Origin of the sequence: Rhodanobacter sp. C05, from assembly GCF_002001165.1 — a bacterium.
GTDB lineage: Bacteria > Pseudomonadota > Gammaproteobacteria > Xanthomonadales > Rhodanobacteraceae > Rhodanobacter.
The window spans coordinates 80,384-103,726 of record NZ_MUNQ01000022.1; the positions used below are offsets into that span (position 1 = coordinate 80,384).

Sequence of the window (23,343 nt, forward strand, 5' to 3'; positions counted from 1 at the left end):
TTACACATCAACTCAGCGCGGCTTGCCCTTCAGCGAGCCACGCTGCAATCGATTTCCTTGCTACCCCTATTCAGGGCAAATCATGCCATAACATTGATTCGGCGCAAGCTGATGGTCAGGTCAGTTTCCATGCCGGCGCGGTTGAGCATGCGGCAAGAAAAAGAGCACTCGACAACGACATGAAAATGCATCTGAGCACCTGAAATCACTCCGGCAGGTACAGAAAAAATGGAAGGGGCGCGATAAAGGGGGATCAGCGATCTGTCATGACCGCGGGAATCATGCCGGGAACGCTAATGCGCATCCGGCTTGGCACTCAGCGCGAAATTCACCGGTGTGCGCACGTAACAGGCGACCGGTTGCTTGTTGATGTGGCAAGGCGTGTACTTCCAGCTGCTGACCGCAGCGACGGCGCTGGCGTCGAGCTCCGGGTATCCACTGCTCCCGGATACCTGTACATCCTCAACCTGTCCGTTGGCCTGCACCCGGGCCATCACGACGACAAGGCCCTGATGACCTGCAGCGATGGCTTCTCTGGGGAATTGTGCCGGGTGCGCCTGCTGATAGGTCAGGTCCAGCCCCGCCGGGAAATATCCCGGGGGTGGTGCGGGCGCCGGCGGTGGAGTAAACCCGGGATCCAACATGGCTTCAGGCAAGGGGATTCCATGCTGCTTGAACGCCACCAGCAAGCCTTCACGCTGCAGCTGAGCGGCCAGCGCCTGGCTTTCCTCGAGCTGTACCGGCGTCATTTGATCCGCAACCATCTTGCGGTTTCGGACCGATTTGCCGGCGACGTCGGTATTCGCGTCGAGCGTGCCCGACGAGAGGACAAGCAGTGCATAACCTGCGACGAAATCCTTGGACAGGCCGCGACCGGAGGCATACATCAACCCCAGATTGGATTGCGCATAGGCATTGCCACGACTGGCAGCTTCACCGAACCAGCTGGCGGCCTTGGCAAAATCCTGTGGCGTGCCCTGGCCATTCAGATAGAGGAACCCGAGATTGCCCTGTGCGGCAGGATCTCCCGCAGCTGCCGCCTTGCCCAGCCACTCGAAAGCCTTGGTGTAGTCCCGACCCACACCGGTGCCATCCAGATACAGGCGCCCCAGATGTGCCTCTGCCGGAACAAACCCCTGCGCGACCGCTTTTAGACACCACGTGCGAGCTTGGTCCCCGTCCTGCTTCACACCCCATCCGTGGGCATACATGAGACAAAGTCTGTCTTGCGCCAGAGTGATTCCCTCCGTCGCGAGCGGCCTGAATTCGGCGAGCGCAGCTGCATAGTCGTGCTGCTGGAATGCCTCGATCCCCCTCTGCAGATCAGCAGCACTCGCGCTTCCGACGGTCGACAGCAGCATGCAACCGAGGATCGGGCCCCTTGCTTTCATGTCGTTACCCCTGGCGACTGGCGTATGGCTTCGCGAAGATCGCTCAGCCGAAAAGTCATCCGCATGATATCGGATGAGATGCCATCGCTTCAGCGATGACATCGGAAGACCCCAGCGGCATGAATAGAGGCTGCGGTTGGCGCGCCCAAAGGGCGCAGATGTCTCGATAGCTACAGTTGTTTACATACAATGATTGTTCTAATACAATAATTGTATGAAAACAACCCATACGCCCATGCGACAGATCAAGCCACGCCCAGGCCTGATCCTTGCCATTTGCTGCCTCAGCCTGCTGATGGTTGCGATGGATGTCACGATCGTCAACGTCGCGCTTCCCTCGATTCACCACGACCTGCGAGCGTCGATCTCCGGACTGCAGTGGGTGATCGATGCCTACACGATGGTAGTGGCCAGCTTGTTGATGATGGCTGGCTCCATGGCAGACCGCTTCGGACGCCGACGCGTCTTCCAGACGGGCATGGCCATCTTCATGCTCGGTTCGCTGCTGTGCAGCCTGGCTCCAAACATCCACGCCCTGATCGCCTTCCGTGTATTGCAGGCGCTGGGGGCCACCATGCTGAACCCGGTGGCGATGTCCATCATCGTCAATACCTTTCACGAGCCAAAGGCACGCGCCCGCGCGATCGGCATATGGGGTGCCGTGGCCGGTGTCTCGATGGCCTTGGGGCCGCTGATCGGCGGTGTCCTCACGCAAAGCATCGGCTGGCGTTCGATCTTCTGGGTCAATCTGCCGATCGGCGCGGCGGCAATGATGCTGGCGACGCTCTACATACCCGAGTCGAAAGCGGCGCAGCCGCGACGGGTGGACCCGGTCGGACAGACGCTGGTCTTTATTGCACTCGCCATGCTGACTTATGCCGTCATTGAAGGGCCGCATATCGGCTGGAACACGCCGGTCATCGCAGGCGCGTTCACTTTGGTCGTGCTTGCCATCGTGTCTTTGCTGGTCTACGAGCCGCGACGGAAAGAACCGTTGATCGACTTGCGCTTCTTCCGCAGCGCCCCCTTCAGCAGCGCCACCGTGATCGCCATCTGCAGCTTCTCCGCCTTCTCCGGCTTTCTGTTCCTCAATACCATCTACCTGCAGGAAGTTCGTGGCTACTCTGCATTTCAAACCGGGCTGTGCACGCTGCCGATGGCCCTTGCCACCATCCTTTGCTCACCTCTGTCCGGAAGGCTGCTCGGTACACACGGTACGCGGCCGTCGCTGTTGATCTCCGGCATGGCGACCGCCATCAGCGCCGTGATGCTCACACAGCTGACCGCGACCACGCCGCTGGGTCTGCTGCTGGTGAGCTATGTGATCTTCGGCATCGGCTTCGGCATGGTGAACGCCCCCATCACCAACACCGCCGTTTCGGGCATGCCGAAGGCGCAAGCCGGACTGGCCGCTGCGGTGGCTTCCACCAGCCGACAAGTCGGTGCATCCCTTGGCGTCGCGATTGCCGGTACCATGGCCGGAGCAATGGGCGTGCTGCGCAACTTCCCTCAGGCAACGCATCCGTTCTGGTGGCTGGTCGTCGGGGGCGGAGCGGTCGTCGTATTCCTGGGTTGGCTTTCCAGCACATCCTGGGCCCACGGCACCCGGCGCCACGCGGCACACTTGCTGGAAGAGGCGTCCTCCGGAGCAACGGTGTGAACAAGGCAGTACCGAAACCGAGTGACACCGACGTCATCTGGCAAACCCTGGTCGCATGGGTGATGGACAGCCGCGGTGACTGGCGCCGCAAGGTCACCGACGCCACCGGATTGCCCTTCAGCCGGATACGTGCACTCAAGCGCCTCGTCGCTGGCCCGATGACGCTCAAGGATCTCGCGGACGCCATGTCCACCGATGCACCGGCTGCGACTGTCGCCATCAACGACCTGGAAAGCCGCGGCCTCGTCGAACGCTACCCTCATCCTGAAAACCGGCGTGCGAAGCTGGTGTCGATCACAGCCGCGGGCCGTGGCGTCATTGCCGCTACACGTCGGGTTGTCGAAACAACGCCCCCTGCCCTGCAGAGTTTGTCGGCCACCGACATCAAGACCATGCAACGCATTCTGGACAAGATCGCGGCGCATCAGGAATCACAAGCCGAAGACTGACCGAAGAATCGTGTCAGGGACAATGGCGCATGGCGGTTTCCCCCATGGTCGGGAAGCGCCACCTGTGGCTCCGTCACATGCATGCCTGGTTGACAGAAATCGTGCCTCCGCGTTGTCCACGAAAGACATGCTGAATCTCCTCGTTGGAGTTCTGGCGAAGAACCGCCGCTAGGCGGCCACGGGCAGAGACTTGGCCTGCGGGAGACTGCCCATGCCGATCAGGGCGGCTTCGACCGCCTCATCCAGCGGCGTATGCGGCTCGTGTCCCAACACGGCGATCAACTTCGCGTTGTCCATTTGCACAGGCGTGCGCCACAGGTAGCGCATCTCGCGCATCTCCCGGAAGGTCACGACAAAGGGCGACGCCAGCGTCAGCAGCCACCAGGGAAAGGCGACGACGCGCGGCTCGCTGCCTGTGTGACGGGCCACCACGCGACGGATCGCTGCGCTCATCTGTGTTCCGTCGGCATCCCAGTGACCGGCCATGTGGAAACTGGCGAAAGCGTCCAGCTTCTCGCGGCGTGCCAGCAGCTCGACCATGGTGCGTGCGACGTCCGGCAAATACGACCATTGGTGGCCGATGCCGCGCGCGCCTGGGTAGCTCACCGTCTTGACCGGTTTCGCAGGCTTCACCAGCCCTTGCGAGAACCAGCTGCTGCCGGTTTTGGGGCCAAAGAAGTCACCGGCCCGGACGATCAGCACACGTGCACCGCGGCGACTCGCGTCGAGCAAATGCTGTTCCATCTCCACCCGAATGGCGCCCTTGCGGGTTATCGGATGCTGCAACGAATTTTCGGTCAATACCGGCAACGCATCCGGACCGTAGTTGTAGACCGTGCCGGGCAACACGATCGTCGCGCCCTGGGCGATGGCGGCGGCGATGGTGTTGTCCAGCATCGGCAGCACGAGTTCCGACCATTGGCGATAACCGGGTGGATTGACCGCATGAACGATGACCGAGCAGCCCTTCGCTGCCTCCAGCACGTCCTGTCGGTTCAGCGCGTCGCCGGACAGCCAGGTGATGCCGTCCTTGCGTTCGCCCGACTTTGCCGCGCCGCGCTTCAGTGCGCGTACCTGCCAGCCCGCATCGCGCAGCTGCCGCGCGACTTCTCCACCGATGCCACCGGTGGCACCCAGAACCAGAGCGTTGTTGTTGGTTGCCATGACCTTGTCCTCACCGTTGTTGGTGGGGAAATTCTGGGTCGTGGGCCACTCATATGGAATTGCCTAACATGAGCTATCTGCTATACATTTATGTATGAACACGACAATCGGCTGGGAGTTCTATCGTTCCTTCCTTGGCGTGCTCAAGGAGGGCTCGCTGTCCGGCGCTGCACGCGCACTGGGCATCACACAGCCCACGGCAGGACGGCACATTGCCGCACTGGAAGAAGCCCTGGGCGTGGTGTTGTTCACGCGCTCGCAAGTGGGCCTGATGCCCACCGAGATCGCGTTGGCACTGCGCCCATATGCAGAGGCGATGGAAAGCACCGCCGCATCGCTGGAACGCACCGCCACCAGTCAGGGCGAAGGCGTGCGGGGTGTGGTCCGCGTGTCAGCCAGTGACGTGATCGGCGTGGAGGTATTGCCGCCTATCGTTGCGCAACTGCGTGAGCAGCATCCCGATCTGAAGGTCGAGCTCGTCTTGACCGATCGGATACATGACCTGTTGCGACGCGAAGCTGACATTGCGGTGCGCATGATGCGCCCGGAACAGGGGCAGCTGGTCGCGCGGCGTATCGGACGGATTGAACTCGGCTTGTATGCACGCAAGGACTATCTGAGTCGCCATGGCGAGCCGCGCACTGTCAATGAACTGACGAGCCATTCGGTGATCGGCTATGACCAGCGATCGGCCTTCGTCCGCAAAACCGAAAAGTCGGTGCATGGCTTCAGCCGCGACATGTTCTCTTTGCGCACTGACAACAATCTCGCGCAGCTGGCCTTGATCCGCGGCGGTGCCGGCATCGGCTTCTGCCAGGTCCCGATCGCCAGGCGGGATGACGCCCTGACGCGCGTGCTGGCCAAGAAGTTTTCGCTGCAACTCGAGACCTGGGTCACCATGCATGAAGACCTGCGCAACAGTCCACGCTGTCGCGCCACCTTTGACGCCTTGGTCGAGGGGCTGCAGCAATATGTTGCTTAGGGGTTGCGTACTGGATCCTCGGAAAACGCCGTCATTCCTGCGAAGGCAGGGTTTTCAACAGACGGACGTCTGGTCATCCAGTGACTTCAAGTAGTTGCAGGCAAAGGCACTGGATCCCGGCTGTCACCGGGATGACGAGCAAAAACGACGCATAACCAGGGTCAGGTTCACTTCAGGCAGGATGCAAGTGAACCTGGCCCCGCTTTTCGAGGCGGACCTGCGCCGTCAGTGGCGTGACTGCCCCGACTCCATCAGCAGCGTCTTGGGTTCCAGGTAGGCACCGATGCCCCATTTCCCCATTTCGCGTCCCAACCCTGAATGCTTGAACCCACCGAAGGGTGCGCGCGGCTCATGGGCGAGCGTGTTGATCAGCACCCGTCCTGCATCGATCTGGCGTGCCACGCGCTCGCAGCGCTGCAGGTCCTTGCCGAACACGACGGCGCTCAAGCCATACAGCGTGTCGTTGGCGATCGCCACGGCATCGGCTTCGTCCTCGTAGGGAATGATGGTGAGCACAGGTCCGAAGATTTCCTCGCGCGCAATGCGCATCTGGTTGCTGGCCCTGGTGAAGATGGTGGGCTTGACGAACCAGCCCGCATGCAAGCCCTCGGGGCGACCTTCACCGCCGGCGAGCAGCGTTGCGCCTTCCTCCAGGCCGATGCGTATGTAGTTCTGCACGCGCTCCCACTGCCTGGCGCTCACCATCGGACCGATGTCGGTATCGGCTTCACGCGGATCACCCGCCTTGATGTGCGAGACAGCGTCTTTCGCAACTTGTTCGAACTCTGCGAGCCGTTGGCGCGGCACCAGGATGCGCGTCCCCGCGATGCAGGCTTGCCCGCTGTTGAGGAAGCCCGCCATAAGCACCAGCGGCATGATGCCGGCGAAGTCCGCATCGTCGAGCACCACGGTGGGCGACTTGCCGCCAAGCTCCAGCGTCACGCGCTTCATCGTGGCCGCGCCGGCACTCACCAGATGCTGCCCCACCGCGGATGAGCCGGTGAATGAAATCTTGGCGATATCCGGGTTGCGCGAGATCTCCTCGCCGACCACGTCGCCGCGCCCGTTGACGATATTGAATACTCCCTTGGGCAGGCCCGCTGCGTGCAAGGCTTCGGCCACGACCCGGGTCTGCATCGCGCTCATTTCACTGGGCTTGACTACGACCGTGCAGCCCGCAGCCAACGCCGTGGCGAGCTTGTTGTAGATGAAGCCGGCATTGCTGTTCCATGGCGTGATCAGGCCCGCGACACCAACCGGCGTCAAGATCACGCGCGCCGTGCCGGCCTGCTCTTCGAACGCGAAGGATTCGAGCGCTGCCATGGCCTGGGCGATGACATCCGCGGGATAGGTGGCCATCCAGCGCGAGCGCTGGGACGGCGCGCCGTATTCGAGCACGATGGCCTGCATCAGATCGTCTTCCCGCGCGGCGATGGCCTTGTGCATGCGCCCGAGCGCGGCGAGGCGTTCTTCGCGCGTGGTCCGCGACCACCCGGGCAACGCCGCCTTGGCCGCGGCAATCGCGCGGCGCGCATCGTGCTCGTCGCCCAGGCGTACCTGGCCGATGACTTCTTCGGTGCTCGGATTATGCAGGTCAAACCATTCCTGGCTGTGCGGGATGACGAACTCGCCGTCGATGTAGATGTGTTCGATGCGTTGCATGTCGATTTCCTCTTTGCGCCGGTTGTGGCAGCTGTGCGACGCAGTCTAGGAGTACATTACTGTGCTTATAAGCCGTCTTATTGCGGATAAGTAATCCCGAAAATCAGGATAGTTATGCATCGCACAGGCATGACCGAACTCGAAGTGGTGCTTGCCGTTACACGCAGCAGCAGTTTTCGCGGCGCGGCGCGGGAGCTGAACATGTCCACCACCGCCGTGAGCAGCGCGGTGGCCGGGCTGGAGGCGCGATTGCAGGTCCGCCTGTTCAACCGTTCGACGCGCAGCGTGGCCCTGACCGACGCGGGCCGGCGGTACGTGGAGCGCATCACGCCGGCGCTTGCCGAGATCCAGCGCGCCAACGAAGAAGCTGCCAGCGAGCCCGACGCTCCCAGCGGCACCTTGCGCATCAATGCACCGCAGGGAGTGGCCACCTTGCTGCTGGAGCCGCTGTTCAGCCAGTACGCACAGCGCTACCCCCGGATGCGCATCGACATCGTGAGCGAATCACGCTCGATCGACATCGTTGCCGAGGGCTTCGATGCAGGCATCCGTCTGGCCGAATTCGTGCCGCAGGACATGATTGCCGTGCCGCTCTCCCGCGACACCCGCATGCTCGTCGTGGCAACGCCCGACTACCTGGAGCGCAACGGCACGCCCAGGCATCCGCGTGATCTGCTCAAGCACCAGAGCATCGGCATGCGCATGTCGCACGGCGGTCTCTATCACTGGGAACTGGAACGCAAGGGCCAGAAGCTGCAGATGGATCTGCCTGTGCGCATGGCTCTCAACGAGACGCCGGCCATCAAGCAAGCGGTGTTGCAGGGGCTCGGCATCGGCTTCATCTCGGAATGGTTCATCGAACAGGAACTGTCATCCGGCGCACTGGTGCCTGTGCTCGTTCCCTGGTGTCAGCCGTTCGGCGGCCTCAGGCTTTACTACCCGGGCCGCCGATTCGTGCCCGCGCGATTGCGCGCGCTGATCGAGCTGATTCATGAGCTGCGTCCGGCTACGGGTCGATCGCCGGTGATACAAGCGGGCTGAGTTGCATGTCGATCTGCGCGCCCGTCGTTCGTCGAAGAATATGAAGAGCACCCTCCCCGCCCCGAACCAGGAGAACCCGCATGGTCAGCAAGAACACGATTTGCCTTTGGTATGACGGCACCGCGCTGGATGCCGCGACGTTCTACGCCAAGACGTTCCCGGATAGCGCCGTGGGCGCCGTCCATCGTGCGCCGGGTGACTATCCCGCCGGCAAGCAGGCTGATGTACTGACGGTCGAATTCACCGTGATGGGCATCCCGTGCCTGGGTTTGAACGGTGGTCCCGGGGTTCCGCACACCGATGCGTTCTCGTTCCAGGTGTCCACCGACGATCAGGCCGAAACCGACCGCCTGTGGGACGCGATCATCGGCAACGGCGGCCAGGCCAGCGCCTGCGGCTGGTGCAAGGATCGGTGGGGCCTGTCCTGGCAGATCACCCCGCGCGTCCTGATGGCGGCAATCACCGACTCTGATCTCGCAGCTGCCAAGCGCGCGTTCGACGCCATGATGGGGATGACGAAGATCGACATCGCCGCGATCGAGGCTGCGCGGCGCGGTTGACGATGGCAACGGTCATCCACCGCACCGCAGCCAAGCAAGGATCAGAGTCGTCTGTTCGAAAGTGCACACTGGCCCGTATGGCACTTACTTGAGCGCCGTCATCCCCGCGAGGAGCTTCTCAACAGCGCGAAGCTGGTCAAGCGGGAATGACGAACTGCAGAAGATCAGCCTTAAGTAAGTGCCATTCCACTCTGTTCCGTTTTCCATCGCGTCATGCCATCACGTGGAGCCTTCCCATGATCCCCACCATTACCGCCTTTGAAAATTCGCCCGATCGCGGCAAAGGACTCGCGCGCGACATGCGCGTCCGCTGGGCGCTTGAAGAAGCGGGCCAAGCTTACGAGGTCCGTCTTGTTTCGTTCGGTGCGGTGAAGGAACCCGCGCATCGAGCGCTGCATCCTTTCGGGCAGATTCCCACCTATGAAGAAGGCGATCTCGCCCTGTTCGAGTCGGGGGCGATCGTGTTGCATATCGCGGAGCGTCATGCGGGCCTGCTGCCGGAAGATGCCCATGCCCGGGCACGCGCGATCACATGGATGTTTGCCGCGATCAACACGGTGGAGCCGCCGATCCTGGAACTCGTAACCGCCAAGTTTCTGGAAGGCGACAAGCCCTGGTCCGAGCAGCGCGTGCCTCTCGTCAAGGATCGCATCCGTACCCGGCTGGGCGAACTTTCCGATCGCCTTGGCGATGCCGACTGGCTCGACGGTGCATTCAGCGCGGGCGACCTGATGATGGTGGGAGTGCTGCTCCGGTTGAAAGCATCGGGCCTGCTGGACGAATATCCGAACCTCGCCGCCTACGTCGCCCGTGGCGAAGCGCGAGCCGCCTTCAAACGTGCTTTCGCCGCTCAATTGCTAGCCTTCGAGGAAAGCGCATTCTGACACCGGCTCCCGGTTTCCGACGATGATGCGTCGTCAATGCAGATAGGGAAACAGTACGGTGATATAGGCTGCAATCGTGACCGCGCTGAATGGAATGAGTGCCTTGTGATACCACTCGCGCGGGGTCCAGGCGGCGATGACAGCAACAACCAAAAAGATCATCTGGACGCCGAGATCCAACGGAGCAGGCAGGTTGCCAAAAAGCACCACCTGCTTGGCGATGCTCGTGACCAGCATCAGGCCGAGGATGGCGAAGAACCAGCGATGATTTGCGTAGTAGTGGGTGCGCAGGTCGACTTGTCCCTCGATACCGATATCCGGCAACACCAAACCAGCCATCAGGTACAACGGAACCGTTTGCGCCAGCACCGCGACGAAGCCGACGAAGCTCCAGTCATGATGGAAGCGCAAATCGTACATCGCCCACCACGCCTGCACGTCGAGCAGCAACAACAGAACTGCCCACGACAGGCACGGCCAGTAGGTATGCAAGCGGGTGCGGGCCAGCATCAAGCCGCGAAAGCCCTGCAATACCTGGGTGATCGCCAGGCCAAGAATGATCGACAGTAATACGGAGAGATAGGTGAAAGCTTCCATGGTTAAATCTCGTTTTGGCATGGCCGGGAGACGGGAACAGCACGGCAAAGCAGGTGGCGCAGTCGAGCTGACGATAGTCAGGATAGAGGCAGTTCCTCCAACGCCGGCAAGCATAAGTGGGCAGACATTGTTCGTTCCAATAAATATCGCTGCCCCTTTGTTTGCCGGGTCGCCTCGGCAGTGTTCACGGACCAACCTCCGACCCGCCGATAAAGGTCCGCTCCAGGTCGTGAAACACGGGTTCCGCGTAGTGCATCTCACGGGCGGGTGCGCGTGACGGTAGTGAGCGTAGAGTGGCGGACTCCGACGCGGTTATTTGCGATTGCCGCGACCGATCTTTGCGGAGGGGAGATGATGAAACGGTTACTTTCCATGCTTGGTTTCTGCATCCTGGTTGGCGGATGCGCCCAGGTCAAACCGGATGCGCCATCGGCGCAGCAGCAGATACAACGCGTGCTCGATGACATGGTGGCGAGCGCGAATGCACACGACACCGATCGCTACATGGCACGTTTCGCACATCAGCCGACCCTTGTGTTTGCGATCGACGGAAGGATCATTCACGGCTGGGACGCCTTGCATGCGCAGCAAATGAAATGGTGGCGCAACGGCAACACCGATGTCGTGTACACACCCATCGGAAGCGCTGAGTTTCTGACGCTGGATGAGAACCTCGTGGCGACCACACAAGCATTGTCATCACGGCGCACGTCACCGGATGGCAAGGTCCTCACCGGAACCCTTGTCGTGACCTCGATCTGGAAAAAATGGCCGCAGGGTTGGGCAATCGTGTACGGGCACGAATCCTGGGCGCACTGAAAACCTCACCATGCGAAACAAACAAAAGCGGCCATCTCGACCTTCCTCCGTTTTTGGCTTGGCCCTTCTTTTCGTCCTACCCCATCGTTGTCGTCTTAGCCACTGAGACAGGGCCATGCTCTAGTCAAAAGTCACGGGGACGCTGCGACTGAGAGTCGACAAGGGCACAGCGCGTGCAGTCGCCGGAGCATACCTCCCATCCGAGCACCACATACGATCAGCCATGACCACCTCCCGCATAGATCCAACGCTCGTTTTCGCCTGGCAAACAGCGCATTCCATCGCGCGGGGATCCCCGCTCCCTGTTCACGATCGCGGGGGCTTCCGGGTAGATACCCACTCGGAAAAGGAACTGAAACGCTGGGTATTTCCGCAGCCATGTGATGGGCTGCGCGCAGTCGCCCAGGACATTGCGGCTCCACGACATTACCTGAAGCTGTGCGGCTCCAACGAAGAGCTGCGTAGTGCACTACCCGTTCACTGGGAGGTCCAGCCAGAAAACTATTTCATGATGGCGCCAGTGACCATCCTCAATACAAGGCCCCTGCCGCATGGATACAGGATGGAGCTTGATCAGGCCGGGCCTGTCACTCGAGCCCGCGTCATCGCGCCGGACGGCGATCTGGCTGCAAGCGGATGCGCGGCAGAAGCTGCAGACATCTTCATCTATGATCGAATCGAAACGGCGCAGGATCACAGGCGAAAGGGATTGGGCATCGCGGTGATGATCGCGCTTGGAACTGCGAGGAAATCTCTCGCCAGTCCGCAGCTCCTGGTCGCGACGGAAGACGGCCGCAACCTCTATGCGAGCCTTGGCTGGACCGTACTCGCGCCATTCGCCACTGCAACCATTCCGGAACGTTGAGCCTGTCCGCGGATTGATCGCGCCGTTCTATCCCGGATTGACTTTGGCACCCGGTACCAGCCGCGCGCCCAGCGCCACCAGCGGCGCAAGCGTGACTAGAAATGTCAGGTGGTACCAAACCGGAAATGTGTTCCAGATGTGGATGTGGTCCGGCACAAACAGCGCAAGCAGCACCAATCCGACGATCCATGGCGCCAGGTTTGATCGCGTGATGGTACGTACCACCGCACCGGCGGCGATGGACGAGAGCGCCCCGATCGAAAGACGCGCGATTTTCATGCCGAGCGTGAACAGCATCGTCGGCTCGGCCTGCGCATAGCCCGGTAACCACCATCGCAAACCAAAGTTCAGGACCGTTACCACAACAACCCAGGCCACCAGCCCGGCGACGACCCCCGCGATAGCACGCCACATGCGCCTTCTCCCGTTGCTATAGTTTAATTAGACTAATATGATTTCACCATGAAGGCAAAACTTCTCATCCTCGGCGTGCTGCATCGCGGGAACTTCCATCCCTACGAGATCAAGCGCCGACTCGAGAACGCGATGGTCGAGTGCTACACCGACGTTGAGGTGGGGACGCTCTACTATGCGATCCGCCAGATGGATAAAGAGGGCCTGATTTCGACCGTGTCCCACCAGCGCGTGGCTCGCGGAGGCATGCGCACGGTCTACAAGATCACCGCGAAGGGAAAGACCGAGTTTGTGGACCTGCTGCATCGGCAATTCGAGGAAGACGGCCCGGTATCCCAGACGTTGTATGGCGCGCTCCTGTTCCTGCACCTGAGCGATCTTGCCATCGTCCAGGATCTCATCCGTGACCGGATTGCGCGCCTCGACGAACAGATCGCCAAGCTCGGTCCGATCCGCAAGGAACTTCGTCCCGTGCTTTCAACGGGCGGCGAACACCTGCTGCGTCATCTCGACCAGCAGCGACGCCTCGACCGCGACTGGCTGAAAGGTCTGCTCAGGGACGTCAAGGCACGTCGCGTGCGCGACGTCGCGGACCCGAAACGCCTAGCGGTTGACAAGGAGGGCCGGAGTTGAGATCGGAGCATGGGCTTGGCCCTCGGCGGCATCTGGACGCTATGAGCCGTCGGCATTCGAGCGGCAGCAGGAACTTAGTCTTGTGGCCAGATCGATCTGACTCAGCCAACGTCCGCTTGCGACCGAGGCTGTGTGAAAACGCAAATGTGCGTTTGAGGTTGATCAAGAATTGCTCAAATCATGGCGCGTAGATTCAATTCTGAAGCTCTGACGTTCGGTAGTTTGTCCAGAATTCGCGTAGCAGGCACATGCTTGAGGGCAGCTCTGCGCTTTCACACAGCCTGGACCCATGGCAGACGTTAGAAGAAGCGTGAAGAGCCCTCGGATGTACCTCTCTGTATTGGGAACCCGAAGCGGACACGAGATAGGTAGAGTGCTTGTCGGGATTTGCGCTCTGCAAGCATCCAAACGACTGAAACCACCCATACGAAACATAGGCATTGAAGAGAAAAGATTATGCGGATATTTGGTCCTGGCCCCCTGATGCCTGCGTTGTTTTGCGTATTTGCCCCCTGGGTCGCATTCGCCCAGAACCCGCCCGCGGATTTCGGCTCGAACGCCACTCGGCTTGAAACTGGATTTTTCACCTACCAAGATCGAAACCATGACGGCGGCTCTGTCGTCGGTAGCTCGCGAATCCTGATACGGCGACTGGATAACGAGAGCGGTTACGAATTTTCGAACCTCGCCACTTTCGCATCAGGCTTTCTGGGGTTTCACAGCCAGCGTTGGACTACCGTGGCGTCCATGCGATTTCAGCCCAAATCCGCGACCCTCTCTTTCGTCAACGGAAATGAGGCAGCACCTGTCTTCGACATTGCTTATCGAGCAGGCAGAGCAAAAGGGTTTGTAGTGTCAAGGGCATCGAACGAAGCCTCGAAGAAGGCCTACGTAAACGATCCCATCCCAGCGGATACCGTTGATCAGCGCATCGATTGGGCAGCAGTGACCGCCAACGACCTCGAAGTGGGCCGGCATTTCGAATTCAACGTCTATGACCCGAAAAGTGGCGTCAGCCATGTCCAGGCTGACGTGGGAGCCCTATCCGATGTTCACGTTCCCGCCGGCGACTTTGTGTCCTACGCCATCGACTACCGCATTCACAAAGCAAATGGCGTCGAGCATTTCAGGGTTTTCGCAAGCAAGGAAAGCCCTCGCTTCATGGTGCGGGAAGAGTTTCCCAATGGCGTAGTCACTGATCTTGTGCGAATCGAAAATGCAGCCCAATAGATGGGCCAATGATCTCCTCTGATTGAAATCATGGCTTGCGGGCCTTGCAGCTTGAGCGGTCCGTCGGAAAACTGGAAATGTCCGCCACCCATAGCGGACCTTGCGGAAGGTCAAAACTGCGCAACGTCAGCGAAGAAAAGGGGTAGATTCACTTACATCCTTTTCGAAGGTGAACCTGACCAAGTTGGCCACGTTTCGACACGGCCCGAGCTGCGGCTTCCCTTTCATCTCTCCCGCGGAATGAACCCCGGCAGGCCGGTGTCCACGACGCCGTTCAAACGGATGCTTGTCACGATACCTTCCCGGATCTCCTGCAAGGCCTCGGCGGGCAGAGCAGCGATGTCGAAATTCCCGGATATGGTCCGGATGGGTCGACGTAGTCAGGAACGCGGTGCCACGCTGGACTGCCCAGGCGAGCGCGACCTGCGCAGGCGTCTTGCCCACGCGCTGCGCGATGGCCTTGAGCACCGGATCGTCTGTCAGCCTCGGCTCCATGCCATGCCCCAGCGGCGCGAAGGCGAGCAGCACGATGCCATGCTTCGAACAGAAGTCGAGCAACTCCCACTCGGGGAGATACGGATGGCATTCGACCTGCACGACCGCCGGCTTGATACGGGCGTTGGCGACGATCTCCCGCACCTGGTCCAGGCGGATATCCGACAGGCCGATGGACCTGCACTTGCCCTCCTCGACCAGACGCTCCATCGCTCGCCACGTCTCCAGCAAGGTCACTCCGGTGTCATAGGCCGGCCGACCGTCTTCGCCCTTTGGATACTGCTCATCGCCAGGTTCGAAAGCGAAAGGCGTATGGATCAGATAGCAATCGAGATAGTCGAGTTGCAGACGACCGAGGCTCGCCTCGACGGCAGGTGTGACACGCTCCGGGCGGTGATTGTTGTTCCACAACTTGGTGGTGATGAACAGGTCTTCGCGCCGAACCGTGCCCTCCGCGATGGCCTCCTTTATCGCATCACCGACCACATCCTCGTTGCGGTAGGCCTCCGCACCGTCAAGATGCCGGAACCCCACCTCCAAGGCGGTTTTTATCGCCTGTCTGGCAGCGGCACGATCGGGAATCAACGTGCCAAAGCCAACCGCAGGAATCGCACCCGATCCATCGGCAAGAGGAATCGTCGTGTAACGAAGGGTGTCGGAAATGTGCATGGTCATGCCCCCTTGCAGGGATCTGCCGCCGCGAAGTCGACGCAGTCACAAGCCAGCATCCACAATGCCAGTGTGCCCGTCAAAGTAAAACATCAGTATCTGATGAGAGACGTTACTTGATCGCCCCGCCCCCAACGCATCGCGTGAGAACCCGCATGGCAAAAATCGTTATCTACGGCGCCGGCTCCGTTGGTTGCTATGTCGGCGGACGGTTGCTTGCCGGGGGCAGCGATGTCAGTTTCATTGGGCGTGCGCGCATCACCGACCAGTTGCGCCATCAAGGCCTCACGCTGTCGCGGCACGACGAAAGCCGCTGGCATGTGCCCCCGGAGCGAATCGAGGTGTCGACGGACCCTGCGGCGGCGGCCGGCGCGGATCTCGTGCTGGTGACCGTCAAGTCCGCCGCGACAGCCACGGCCGCGGCAGAACTGGCGGACGTGCTTCGCCCCGGCACGATCGTCGTGAGTTTCCAGAACGGCATGGGCAATGCGGATGTGCTGCGCGCAGCGCTGCCGCAGAGCACGGTGCTGGAGGGGATGGTTCCATTCAATGTCGTCGAGCGCAGTCCCGGTGTATTTCACCAAGGCTCGGCGGGCGAGCTGGAGATCAGGCATGCGCCGACCATGCAGCCATTCGTCGAAGCGTTCAGTCAGGCGGGGCTGCCGCTGATCCAGCACGCCGACATGTTGCCGGTGCAGTGGGCGAAGTTGCTGCTCAATCTCAACAATGCCATCAACGCGCTGGCGAACCGGCCCTTGAAGGAGGAGCTCTCGCAACGCGCCTACCGGATCTGCCTCGGCATGGCGCAGAAAGAAGCGCTGGCACTTCTGAAGCAGGCCGACATACGAGCCGCCAGGCTGACGCCGCTTCCGGCCTCCTGGATACCGCGTGTTCTCGGCTTGCCCGATGCATGGTTCGAGCGGCTGGGCCGCAGGATGCTGACGATCGATCCGCTCGCGCGCTCGTCGATGTCGGACGACCTGGCGGCGGGGCGTGCCACGGAAATCGACTGGATAAACGGCGAAGTCGTGCGCCTCGCCCAACGTCTTGGGCAAACCGCACCCGTGAACGAACGGCTATGCGAACTCGTGCGGGAAGCCGGGCAAGCCGACCTGCGCCCTTCATGGTCGGGCGAAGCACTGCTGACGGAGATGCGGGCTGCAACCGGCGCCTCTTGAGCTACCAAGCGAGTTGCCAGGCGGATCGGATTCACTTCCGTGCCTTTACCAAGTGATTCGCTTATCAAGCCGCCGCAAGCACCTTGCGCACCATCTTCGGCGCGGCCACGGTCACTTTCAGCAGCGCCTTCACCGCTCCACCCGGCTCGCGCCTGCCCTGCTCCCCATCCTGCAACGTACGCACAGACACACCGAGCATGGCCGCGCAATCGGCTTGCGACAGACCAAGCTTGATCCGCGCTTCAGTGGCTTGGCTTGCATGCACGGTGAATCGGCGACCACCACCTGCCTTGATCTCGCCAATCGCCTGCAATACCTCGGCGCCGATATCGCGTCTGGCATCGCGTTCAAGAATTTGCCTGCTCAGCTTTTTCATGACTTCACCATCTTGTCCTTGATCAACCGGATGACGTGGGCCGGGAGACTTCCCGCCGGGTCTTCGCATGGATCGCCAGGAAAGCGATCAGAGACATTTCCAAGCTGAAAGTGTCTCTGAAGACTCATGCCCCCGCCTCCCGCTACTGATAGGTCGGAAGCTGCCGCACGATGGGCGACACGCTGCCCATGGGCGAACGCGCGGGCAGCGCGAGGTAGGTGACCCACTCTTCGCGCACACCGGGTTTCGTCCGGTGCGGTGGCTCCAGCTCCTGCGCATTCACGTCGCCGATGATGTCGCGCAGCTTCTGCGCGTCGCGGACGATGGCATCGCCCATGATCGACAGCGTGACGTCGGATAACTCCGCATGATCGCTGCAGGTCACCACATTGCCATGGGCCCGAAGGCTATCGAGCAGCAGGTTGATTTCGTCGAGCTGATTCAGGGTGACGCCAAAGAGACAGCGATTGCCGGCCTCATCCATGACCGGCTCGTCGACATCCGGTTCCGCGGCTTCCGTGCCATCCTCCGCGTCCGCGTGCGCATCGGCCTCGCATGCTGCCGCCCTTTCGCCACGCTCGGCCGGCCAGGAGAGTTCCTCCAGCACCTGCCCGATCTTCTCCTCCAGCAGCTCCAGACAGATCGCCCCTTCGCCCGGGCGAATCTCCGCGGTCCACTCCTTTTCCTCGTCCGCCATGCGCGGTCGCGCGAGGTCGGCCAGGAACTCCACATACTCGCGCAGCTTCTTCAGCCGAAGCTGCCTGTCCTCCGGCAGGAAATAGCCCTTCGTTTCCAGATCATCCGCATCGAACGTCGACATGGTCGCCTCCTGTTCCATGAAGTACCCGTCCACGGCATGACAACGGACGGCGTGTCGGGATGTTCGAAACCGCACAGGGCCGGCGGGCCAGGCAACGGCGGCAACGATGCAATTCATGGCTGGCATGTTGCAACTTCAAATTGGCCATGTCAACAACTTGAAGTTGCATTTCCACGAAGGCGGGTGCGCAACAATGCGCTGCATCCACTCAACGTCCCCACGCGTGAGCGCGTGGCGACGATGCAACAACAGGAACCTGGATGACAGCACCCTACGAGGACTTCGCGGACCGCCTGCAGCAGACGCTGGACCGCACGCGTTTCGTGCAAGGACGCGGAAGAACGAGCGCCCTGGCAGACCGCTACGCCGTGTCGCGTGAGACAGCCCGCAAATGGCTCACCGGCCTTGCCCTGCCCGAGCTTGCCCGCATCATCGAACTGGCCAAGGATTTCAACGCCAGCTTCGAATGGCTTGCCACCGGCCGAGGCCATTTCCGCTTGGGCGTGGGGGAAAAATCCTCCGTCTATCTGCGCCTCACCGACGACGAGAGCCGCCTTCTCGACGCCTTCCGCAACCTGCCCGAGCCCAAGCGCCAGCTACTGGTGAAATTTCTCTCCTGATCTTGCCTGCGTCATAAATCACGCCTCATCTTCGGACGCGCGATCGAGTTGTTGAGCGATGGCGCGATGGACCAAGGTGACGGTCATTACCCGCCGTCCCCTTATCGGATTCCTGAGCGGGCGAGTGGCTTCAGGCCAGGATTTTCTCTGCCAAACCCCCATGGCATAAGTGCGGATTCCGGTTCGGCTGAACGCCTGTGCCGGTTGACGCTGTGCAGTCCGCTGGTGCCAATCAAATGTCCGGTTCCGACCCAAAGGACATCCGTAGCCATGCAAGATGCCGCTTGCCGATTGGCTCCGGCCATACGGCTCATTTGGCCATATGGCGCGGCGGGGCCTGCATGGCAGGCGGACAAGCATCCGTTTGCAAGTAGGTCATCAGTCATGGCCTGTTACTCGTTGACGTCGTCAGGTGTGGTGTTATGGTTCACTATAACACCGTCTCACAAGTCTCGACGAATGGGACCTTGTCAAGCCAGCGTCGACCATGGCCGGCTTCGACCAGCCTCACGGTGGTGCGGGCCTCGGTACCGGGTCGATCGCCACCACCGTCTCGTTCCGTCGCTTGCGTGACAACAGCTGATTGCCTTCAGGAGTTCTGGCATGTTTCCTCGTACCATCCTCGCCCTGGTGCTCGGCACCCTGCTCGCCGGCTGCAGCAACGGCTCGTTGGCCAGCGGTTCGACCACCATCGCGAACGGCGGCATCGTGGTTCGTGGCGACCGGGTGATGCTGCATGGCGCTGGCGGCATCGAGGGCAACCTCGATGCCGCTGGAAACCTGGTGATCGACGGCCGCACCGTCACTGTCGACGCCAGCCAGCGCGAACAGCTGCAGCGGTATTACCAAGGCGCCCGCTCCGTGCGTGAACACGGCATGGCCACTGGCAAGGCAGGAGTGGCCGTCGCGATGCAGTCTTTGAAGAGCGCCGCAGTGCACGTAACCGGCGGTAACGGTGAGCAGGCCGACGCCACGCTCAATGGCGCTACTTCGCGCGTCGATCAGGAAGCGTCGAAGATCTGCCTTGACTTGCAGCAGGTCATGGCTGCGCAGGGTCGCCTCGCCACCAGCCTCGGTGCCTTCAAACCCTTTGCCGGCATCTTGCATGGTGATGACGATTGCTCGACCACGTTCGCCTGGCATGATTCCGACCATGCCCTCACCCTGAAATCCGGCCACGGCGAAGGGATCAAGGTAATCCATACGGAGCCGGCAAGCGTCTGGGGACTGCAACAGGGCGATGTGATCCTGGCCGTCGACGATCACGCCGTAGACCGGGTGCAAGAACTGCTCGAGCGCCTCGATGCAAGTAAGCCCAAGCCGGTCGCGATCCGCGTGCGCCGCGACAAGACCGAGCATGAAATTACGCTAGCCGAGCGCGACTACACGAGCATGGCTGCGTCATCGTCGGCCAAAACGGAGGCGAAATGACGCAAGACGGAGATGGTCCCATCGGTTGGCGATCGGGTGGAGGCTGCCGGCGCCGATCCCTCTGGCGCCTGTCCGATCCACGCCCGTCCTTGGATCCGTAGGCGTCTCATATCACCACCCGGGTCGCGCTGTGGTTGGAGCGGCTTGGTACACCTGGCGCTGGCCGGGTCACGCAAGCATCGACCCGCGGGTTTCAGGGCTTCAACCCCTCAACGCGCAACACAACAGGTCATGTACGGGCCACCGCCCGGGGTTCCGCGTGCCCTCAATCGCGCGCCACTCAAACAAGAGGAGATCGCCATGTTGAAACGTATCGCACTGCTTGCCTGTGTTCTCGCGTTGCCGCTGGCACACGCGGAGGTCTTGTCCGTTGACGTTGCCAGCCGGCAGCCTTGGGTCGGTGGAAAAACCTTCGGCCAGGTGGGCGCATACGAAGTTCTGCGCGGAACCGTCCACTACGCCATCGATCCGCGCAGCAAAGCTGCGCGTGATGTCACCGATATTCGTTTTGCACCGGTCGATGCGCGCGGCCTGGTCGAGTATTCCGGCCCATTTGTGCTCATTCGTCCTGTCGATGCCGCGCACAGCAATCACACGACGCTGATCGAAGTAGCAAACCGTGGACGCACGGAGATGGACGGCGTTTTCTTCGAAACCAAGGACGGGCTGGACCTGATGTCGCCCGACAAGGTGCAAGAGCTGACGGATCCCACCTTCTTCAAACTTGGCTATACGCTGGCGTGGGTGGGTTGGCAGGCCCGACAGGAACCCGATCAGTTCGGCCTCCAGGTTCCCGTTGCGCACGTGCACAGTGCTGCGCGCGCCACCTTTGCCGCCGAGGACATGACGCCAGACCGCAAGACCTTCGATTTGGCATACAACGGCTTTTACTGCGCGCACGATGCAAAACAGCGCAAAGCGGAGCTTCGATTGCTGGCCGATTTCCACGATCCAGGCATCGTGGTACCGCGCAAGTCGTGGCATTTTGCGGCAGTGTCGGTCGAAAAGAAAAACGATGCTCGCTGCGCCATCGTGCTGGACAAACCTGCGGCAGCGGATACGTATTTCAGCCTCGTCTACGAGGGTGAGGATGCGGCGGTGATGGGCTTGGGCGAGGCGGCTTTTCGCGATTTCGCGATGCATCTGAAGACCCGGCGCATGGCTTCCGGGATTAACGATCGCCCCGGCGATGCCGTCGCGGTCTTCGCATTCGGCTATTCGCAAGGCAGCCGCTTCCTGCGCGACTTCGTCTACCGTGGCTTCAACACGGGCCCGGACGGGCAACGCGTGTTCGACGGCATGCTCATCGCCACCGCCGGCGCAGGCCGCGGCTCTTTCAATCACCGTTACGCGCTGCCTGGCGAGGCGGGCAACTCGGTGATGAGCGATGCGCGCGCAGTGGACTTGTATCCATTCGCCGATGTTCCGACGCCGGATATCGACGGCAAAGGCCACGCCGGCCTGCTGGACCGTGCAGTGCAGGGCAATGCCGTACCCAAGATCATGTACATCATCAGCAGCTCCGAATACTGGGCGCGCAACGCGTCGCTGCTGCAGACGACCACCGATGGCAAGCAGCAGGTCGCGCTGGGAGCGGATAGCCGGCTTTATTACTTTGCTGGCGTGCCGCACGCGCTGAGGTTTCCAGGCCAGTTCACCGAAGCCGGCAAGGAAGCGGCCTATCCCTACAATGCCAATGTCGATCTGGCCGACGGCATGAATGCCCAGCTTGAAAACCTGCGCAAGTGGGTGGTCGACAATATCGCGCCGCCGCCGACGATTGCACCGGTGCTGGGCTCCACGCTCATCGCGGCGACCGAGCTGAAATTCCCGGCGATTCCTGGCATTCGTGTGCCGACCAGTCCGCCGCCGTTGTGGCAGCTTGGCATGGGTCGCGCCTATGCGCGCGAAGGCATCATCACCGAGCCGGTGCATATCGGCCCCAAATATCCGCTGCTGGTGCCTGCCGTCGATAGCGACGGCAACGAACTGGGCGGTTGGCGCGGTGCCATGTCTTCGGTGCCACTCGGCACCTACACTGCCTGGAACTGGAAGTCGCCGAAACTCGCGCGTTTTGGCTACATTTCCGGCCTCAACGGCGGATATATCCCGTTTGCGCGCACGCGTGCCGAGCGCTTGGCCGCACACGACCCAAGGCCGTCGATTGAAGAACGTTACGGCAATCGCGACGGCTTCATGAAAGCCGCCGCTGCTTCGATCGACAACGCGATCGCGAAGCGATTCCTGCTGCCGATCCAGCGGGAAGACATCCTCGCAAAAATGGGCAGAAGCTGGGACGAGGCGATGAAGTTCGACTGGTATCTGGGCAAACGGGAAGGTGCGACGAAGTAGCACTCGCCGGCCTTGCATCGGTATGGCGGGTTCACTGCGATTCTCCGGGCGCAATGCCGCAGGTGCGGGGATGAATAGCGATCCGTCCAGGAGTCAGTGGTGCAGGGCGTCCCTCGTCCACGGGGGTGGTTGTCCGCTTCTGGCCGCGAGCGGCCATTGCGCAGCGGACGGTCAGGCAGCAACCTCGCGAAGTCCGCTTGCGACCCACAACGGACCTTGCGGAAAGTCCAGACTGGGCGACACCAGCGAGGCCAACGCCCAGGTCATCGCGCTCATCGCCTCGGCTGGCGCTTCCGCCGGCACCACCGGCGCGGGTGGTTCGGCCAGCGGCAGCAAGCATGACGCGGCCACCGGCGGCGGCTATTTTTGAAATGACCATCGGCACTGGCCGCCCCTCGATCCGGGCGCAACGCTGCAGGCCTGGCACAGGAGTCGTGACATGAATCCTTTCACATGGTGCTGGACGGCGTGGCTGTTGATCTGGCTGGCCGCAGCGTTCCGCAACAAACGCACCGCGCGCCGCGAGAACCTGACGTCGTGGGCCCTGCACATGCTGCCACTGGCGATCGCGGCCGCACTGCTTGCAGCCGACTGGACGCCGTGGCCGTTCCTGCAGCAGGAGGTTTTGCCTTATCAGGCGGCTTTCTACTGGATCGGCTTGGCGCTGACCTTCGGAGGCCTGGCGTTTACGGTGTGGGCGCGTTTCCGCCTCGGCACGAACTGGAGCGGTTCGGTGCAGGTCAAGGCTGAACATGTGCTGGTGCGCAGCGGCCCGTACCGATGGGTGCGTCATCCCATCTATACCGGCTTGCTGGCAGCCTTTCTCGGCACCGCGATTGCCATGGATCAGTGGCTCGGCCTGCTGGCGTTCGTGATCGTACTGCCCGGGCTCATCTACAAACTGCGCCTGGAGGAACACTGGATGATCGAGACGTTCGGCGACGCCTACCTCGACTATCGCAAGCACTCCAAGGCGCTGATCCCGGGCATTCTTTGACGAGAAAACAATGGTCTCAGGCGCAATTTGCTCGCTGAGATAGCCATCAAAAAT

Annotated in this window: 24 protein-coding genes; 15 read left to right on the top strand and 9 right to left on the bottom strand. The window is 61.4% G+C overall.

The window, feature by feature from the left end; translation table 11 throughout:
- Positions 1–293 precede the first annotated feature (293 nt).
- Positions 294–1,361, bottom strand: coding sequence for a TonB family protein (locus B0E51_RS17440; RefSeq protein ID WP_254424566.1), 1,068 nt, complete (start codon positions 1,359–1,361; stop codon positions 294–296).
- A gap of 265 nt (positions 1,362–1,626) precedes the next feature.
- Between B0E51_RS17440 and B0E51_RS17445 the strand changes: the two genes are divergently transcribed.
- Positions 1,627–3,051, top strand: a complete 1,425-nt coding sequence (locus tag B0E51_RS17445; RefSeq protein ID WP_077446155.1) for an MFS transporter — start codon at positions 1,627–1,629, stop codon at positions 3,049–3,051.
- Positions 3,048–3,500, top strand: coding sequence for a MarR family transcriptional regulator (locus tag B0E51_RS17450; RefSeq protein WP_217333125.1), 453 nt, complete (start codon positions 3,048–3,050; stop codon positions 3,498–3,500). The genes B0E51_RS17445 and B0E51_RS17450 overlap by 4 nt, the downstream gene beginning before the upstream one ends.
- A gap of 168 nt (positions 3,501–3,668) precedes the next feature.
- Here B0E51_RS17450 and B0E51_RS17455 read toward each other — a convergent pair whose 3' ends face one another.
- Positions 3,669–4,664, bottom strand: coding sequence for an SDR family oxidoreductase (locus tag B0E51_RS17455; protein ID WP_077446156.1), 996 nt, complete (start codon positions 4,662–4,664; stop codon positions 3,669–3,671).
- A 94-nt stretch (positions 4,665–4,758) separates the two neighbouring features.
- Here B0E51_RS17455 and B0E51_RS17460 point away from each other — a divergent pair, with 94 nt between their 5' ends.
- Positions 4,759–5,646, top strand: a complete 888-nt coding sequence (locus B0E51_RS17460) for a LysR family transcriptional regulator (protein WP_077446157.1) — start codon at positions 4,759–4,761, stop codon at positions 5,644–5,646.
- Positions 5,647–5,871: 225 nt separating this feature from the next.
- Here B0E51_RS17460 and B0E51_RS17465 read toward each other — a convergent pair whose 3' ends face one another.
- Positions 5,872–7,308 carry an aldehyde dehydrogenase family protein gene (locus B0E51_RS17465; protein WP_077446158.1) on the bottom strand — a complete coding sequence of 479 codons (1,437 nt, stop codon included), beginning with the start codon at positions 7,306–7,308 and terminating at the stop codon, positions 5,872–5,874.
- A gap of 129 nt (positions 7,309–7,437) precedes the next feature.
- Between B0E51_RS17465 and B0E51_RS17470 the strand changes: the two genes are divergently transcribed.
- The 3 genes from B0E51_RS17470 to B0E51_RS17480 all read left to right on the top strand — a co-directional run bounded on the left by B0E51_RS17470 (position 7,438) and on the right by B0E51_RS17480 (position 9,793).
- Complete coding sequence (locus tag B0E51_RS17470) at positions 7,438–8,349, top strand: LysR family transcriptional regulator (protein WP_217333126.1); 912 nt, start codon at positions 7,438–7,440, stop codon at positions 8,347–8,349.
- A gap of 80 nt (positions 8,350–8,429) precedes the next feature.
- Complete coding sequence (locus B0E51_RS17475) at positions 8,430–8,909, top strand: VOC family protein (RefSeq protein ID WP_077446160.1); 480 nt, start codon at positions 8,430–8,432, stop codon at positions 8,907–8,909.
- Positions 8,910–9,145: 236 nt separating this feature from the next.
- On the top strand, positions 9,146–9,793 hold the full coding sequence (locus B0E51_RS17480) for a glutathione S-transferase family protein (RefSeq protein ID WP_077446161.1): 648 nt from the start codon (positions 9,146–9,148) through the stop codon (positions 9,791–9,793).
- Positions 9,794–9,826: 33 nt separating this feature from the next.
- Here the strand turns inward: B0E51_RS17480 and B0E51_RS17485 are convergent, their stop codons facing one another.
- Complete coding sequence (locus B0E51_RS17485) at positions 9,827–10,390, bottom strand: hypothetical protein (protein WP_077446162.1); 564 nt, start codon at positions 10,388–10,390, stop codon at positions 9,827–9,829.
- A gap of 354 nt (positions 10,391–10,744) precedes the next feature.
- Between B0E51_RS17485 and B0E51_RS17490 the strand changes: the two genes are divergently transcribed.
- Together B0E51_RS17490 and B0E51_RS17495 are read left to right on the top strand one after the other, a co-directional pair.
- Positions 10,745–11,209, top strand: coding sequence for a nuclear transport factor 2 family protein (locus B0E51_RS17490; protein ID WP_168172678.1), 465 nt, complete (start codon positions 10,745–10,747; stop codon positions 11,207–11,209).
- A gap of 223 nt (positions 11,210–11,432) precedes the next feature.
- A complete protein-coding gene (locus B0E51_RS17495) occupies positions 11,433–12,074 on the top strand; it encodes a hypothetical protein (protein WP_077446164.1) in 642 nt (213 codons plus the stop codon).
- 27 nt (positions 12,075–12,101) lie between these two features.
- Here B0E51_RS17495 and B0E51_RS17500 read toward each other — a convergent pair whose 3' ends face one another.
- On the bottom strand, positions 12,102–12,488 hold the full coding sequence (locus tag B0E51_RS17500; RefSeq protein ID WP_077446165.1) for a hypothetical protein: 387 nt from the start codon (positions 12,486–12,488) through the stop codon (positions 12,102–12,104).
- Positions 12,489–12,536: 48 nt separating this feature from the next.
- Between B0E51_RS17500 and B0E51_RS17505 the strand changes: the two genes are divergently transcribed.
- Both B0E51_RS17505 and B0E51_RS17510 read left to right on the top strand, forming a co-directional pair.
- The gene (locus B0E51_RS17505; protein WP_077446166.1) at positions 12,537–13,121 is read left to right on the top strand and encodes a PadR family transcriptional regulator; all 585 of its coding nucleotides are present in this window, start codon (positions 12,537–12,539) and stop codon (positions 13,119–13,121) included.
- Between the two features lie 483 nt (positions 13,122–13,604).
- The gene (locus tag B0E51_RS17510; RefSeq protein WP_143525991.1) at positions 13,605–14,351 is read left to right on the top strand and encodes a hypothetical protein; all 747 of its coding nucleotides are present in this window, start codon (positions 13,605–13,607) and stop codon (positions 14,349–14,351) included.
- Positions 14,352–14,477: 126 nt separating this feature from the next.
- Here the strand turns inward: B0E51_RS17510 and B0E51_RS17515 are convergent, their stop codons facing one another.
- Complete coding sequence (locus tag B0E51_RS17515; RefSeq protein WP_217333127.1) at positions 14,478–15,521, bottom strand: aldo/keto reductase; 1,044 nt, start codon at positions 15,519–15,521, stop codon at positions 14,478–14,480.
- A 149-nt stretch (positions 15,522–15,670) separates the two neighbouring features.
- Between B0E51_RS17515 and B0E51_RS17520 the strand changes: the two genes are divergently transcribed.
- Positions 15,671–16,693 (top strand): 2-dehydropantoate 2-reductase, encoded by a 1,023-nt coding sequence (locus tag B0E51_RS17520; protein WP_077446168.1) that lies wholly within the window; start codon positions 15,671–15,673, stop codon positions 16,691–16,693.
- A gap of 64 nt (positions 16,694–16,757) precedes the next feature.
- Here the strand turns inward: B0E51_RS17520 and B0E51_RS17525 are convergent, their stop codons facing one another.
- Together B0E51_RS17525 and B0E51_RS17530 are read right to left on the bottom strand one after the other, a co-directional pair.
- On the bottom strand, positions 16,758–17,069 hold the full coding sequence (locus B0E51_RS17525; RefSeq protein WP_077446169.1) for a helix-turn-helix domain-containing protein: 312 nt from the start codon (positions 17,067–17,069) through the stop codon (positions 16,758–16,760).
- Positions 17,070–17,211: 142 nt separating this feature from the next.
- Positions 17,212–17,889, bottom strand: coding sequence for a hypothetical protein (locus tag B0E51_RS17530; protein ID WP_077446199.1), 678 nt, complete (start codon positions 17,887–17,889; stop codon positions 17,212–17,214).
- Positions 17,890–18,149: 260 nt separating this feature from the next.
- On the opposite strand from B0E51_RS17530, the gene B0E51_RS17535 reads away from it, so the two are divergent.
- The 3 genes from B0E51_RS17535 to B0E51_RS17545 all read left to right on the top strand — a co-directional run bounded on the left by B0E51_RS17535 (position 18,150) and on the right by B0E51_RS17545 (position 22,292).
- Positions 18,150–18,509 (top strand): helix-turn-helix domain-containing protein, encoded by a 360-nt coding sequence (locus B0E51_RS17535; RefSeq protein ID WP_077446170.1) that lies wholly within the window; start codon positions 18,150–18,152, stop codon positions 18,507–18,509.
- A 603-nt stretch (positions 18,510–19,112) separates the two neighbouring features.
- The gene (locus B0E51_RS17540; protein ID WP_077446171.1) at positions 19,113–19,940 is read left to right on the top strand and encodes a PDZ domain-containing protein; all 828 of its coding nucleotides are present in this window, start codon (positions 19,113–19,115) and stop codon (positions 19,938–19,940) included.
- Between the two features lie 300 nt (positions 19,941–20,240).
- Positions 20,241–22,292: an alpha/beta hydrolase domain-containing protein gene (locus B0E51_RS17545; RefSeq protein ID WP_143525992.1), complete on the top strand. Its 2,052-nt coding sequence runs from the start codon at positions 20,241–20,243 to the stop codon at positions 22,290–22,292.
- Positions 22,293–22,463: 171 nt separating this feature from the next.
- Here B0E51_RS17545 and B0E51_RS19370 read toward each other — a convergent pair whose 3' ends face one another.
- The gene (locus tag B0E51_RS19370; protein WP_143525993.1) at positions 22,464–22,643 is read right to left on the bottom strand and encodes a hypothetical protein; all 180 of its coding nucleotides are present in this window, start codon (positions 22,641–22,643) and stop codon (positions 22,464–22,466) included.
- Between the two features lie 88 nt (positions 22,644–22,731).
- Between B0E51_RS19370 and B0E51_RS17550 the strand changes: the two genes are divergently transcribed.
- Positions 22,732–23,289: an isoprenylcysteine carboxylmethyltransferase family protein gene (locus B0E51_RS17550; protein ID WP_077446173.1), complete on the top strand. Its 558-nt coding sequence runs from the start codon at positions 22,732–22,734 to the stop codon at positions 23,287–23,289.
- The last annotated feature ends 54 nt before the right edge of the window (positions 23,290–23,343 follow it).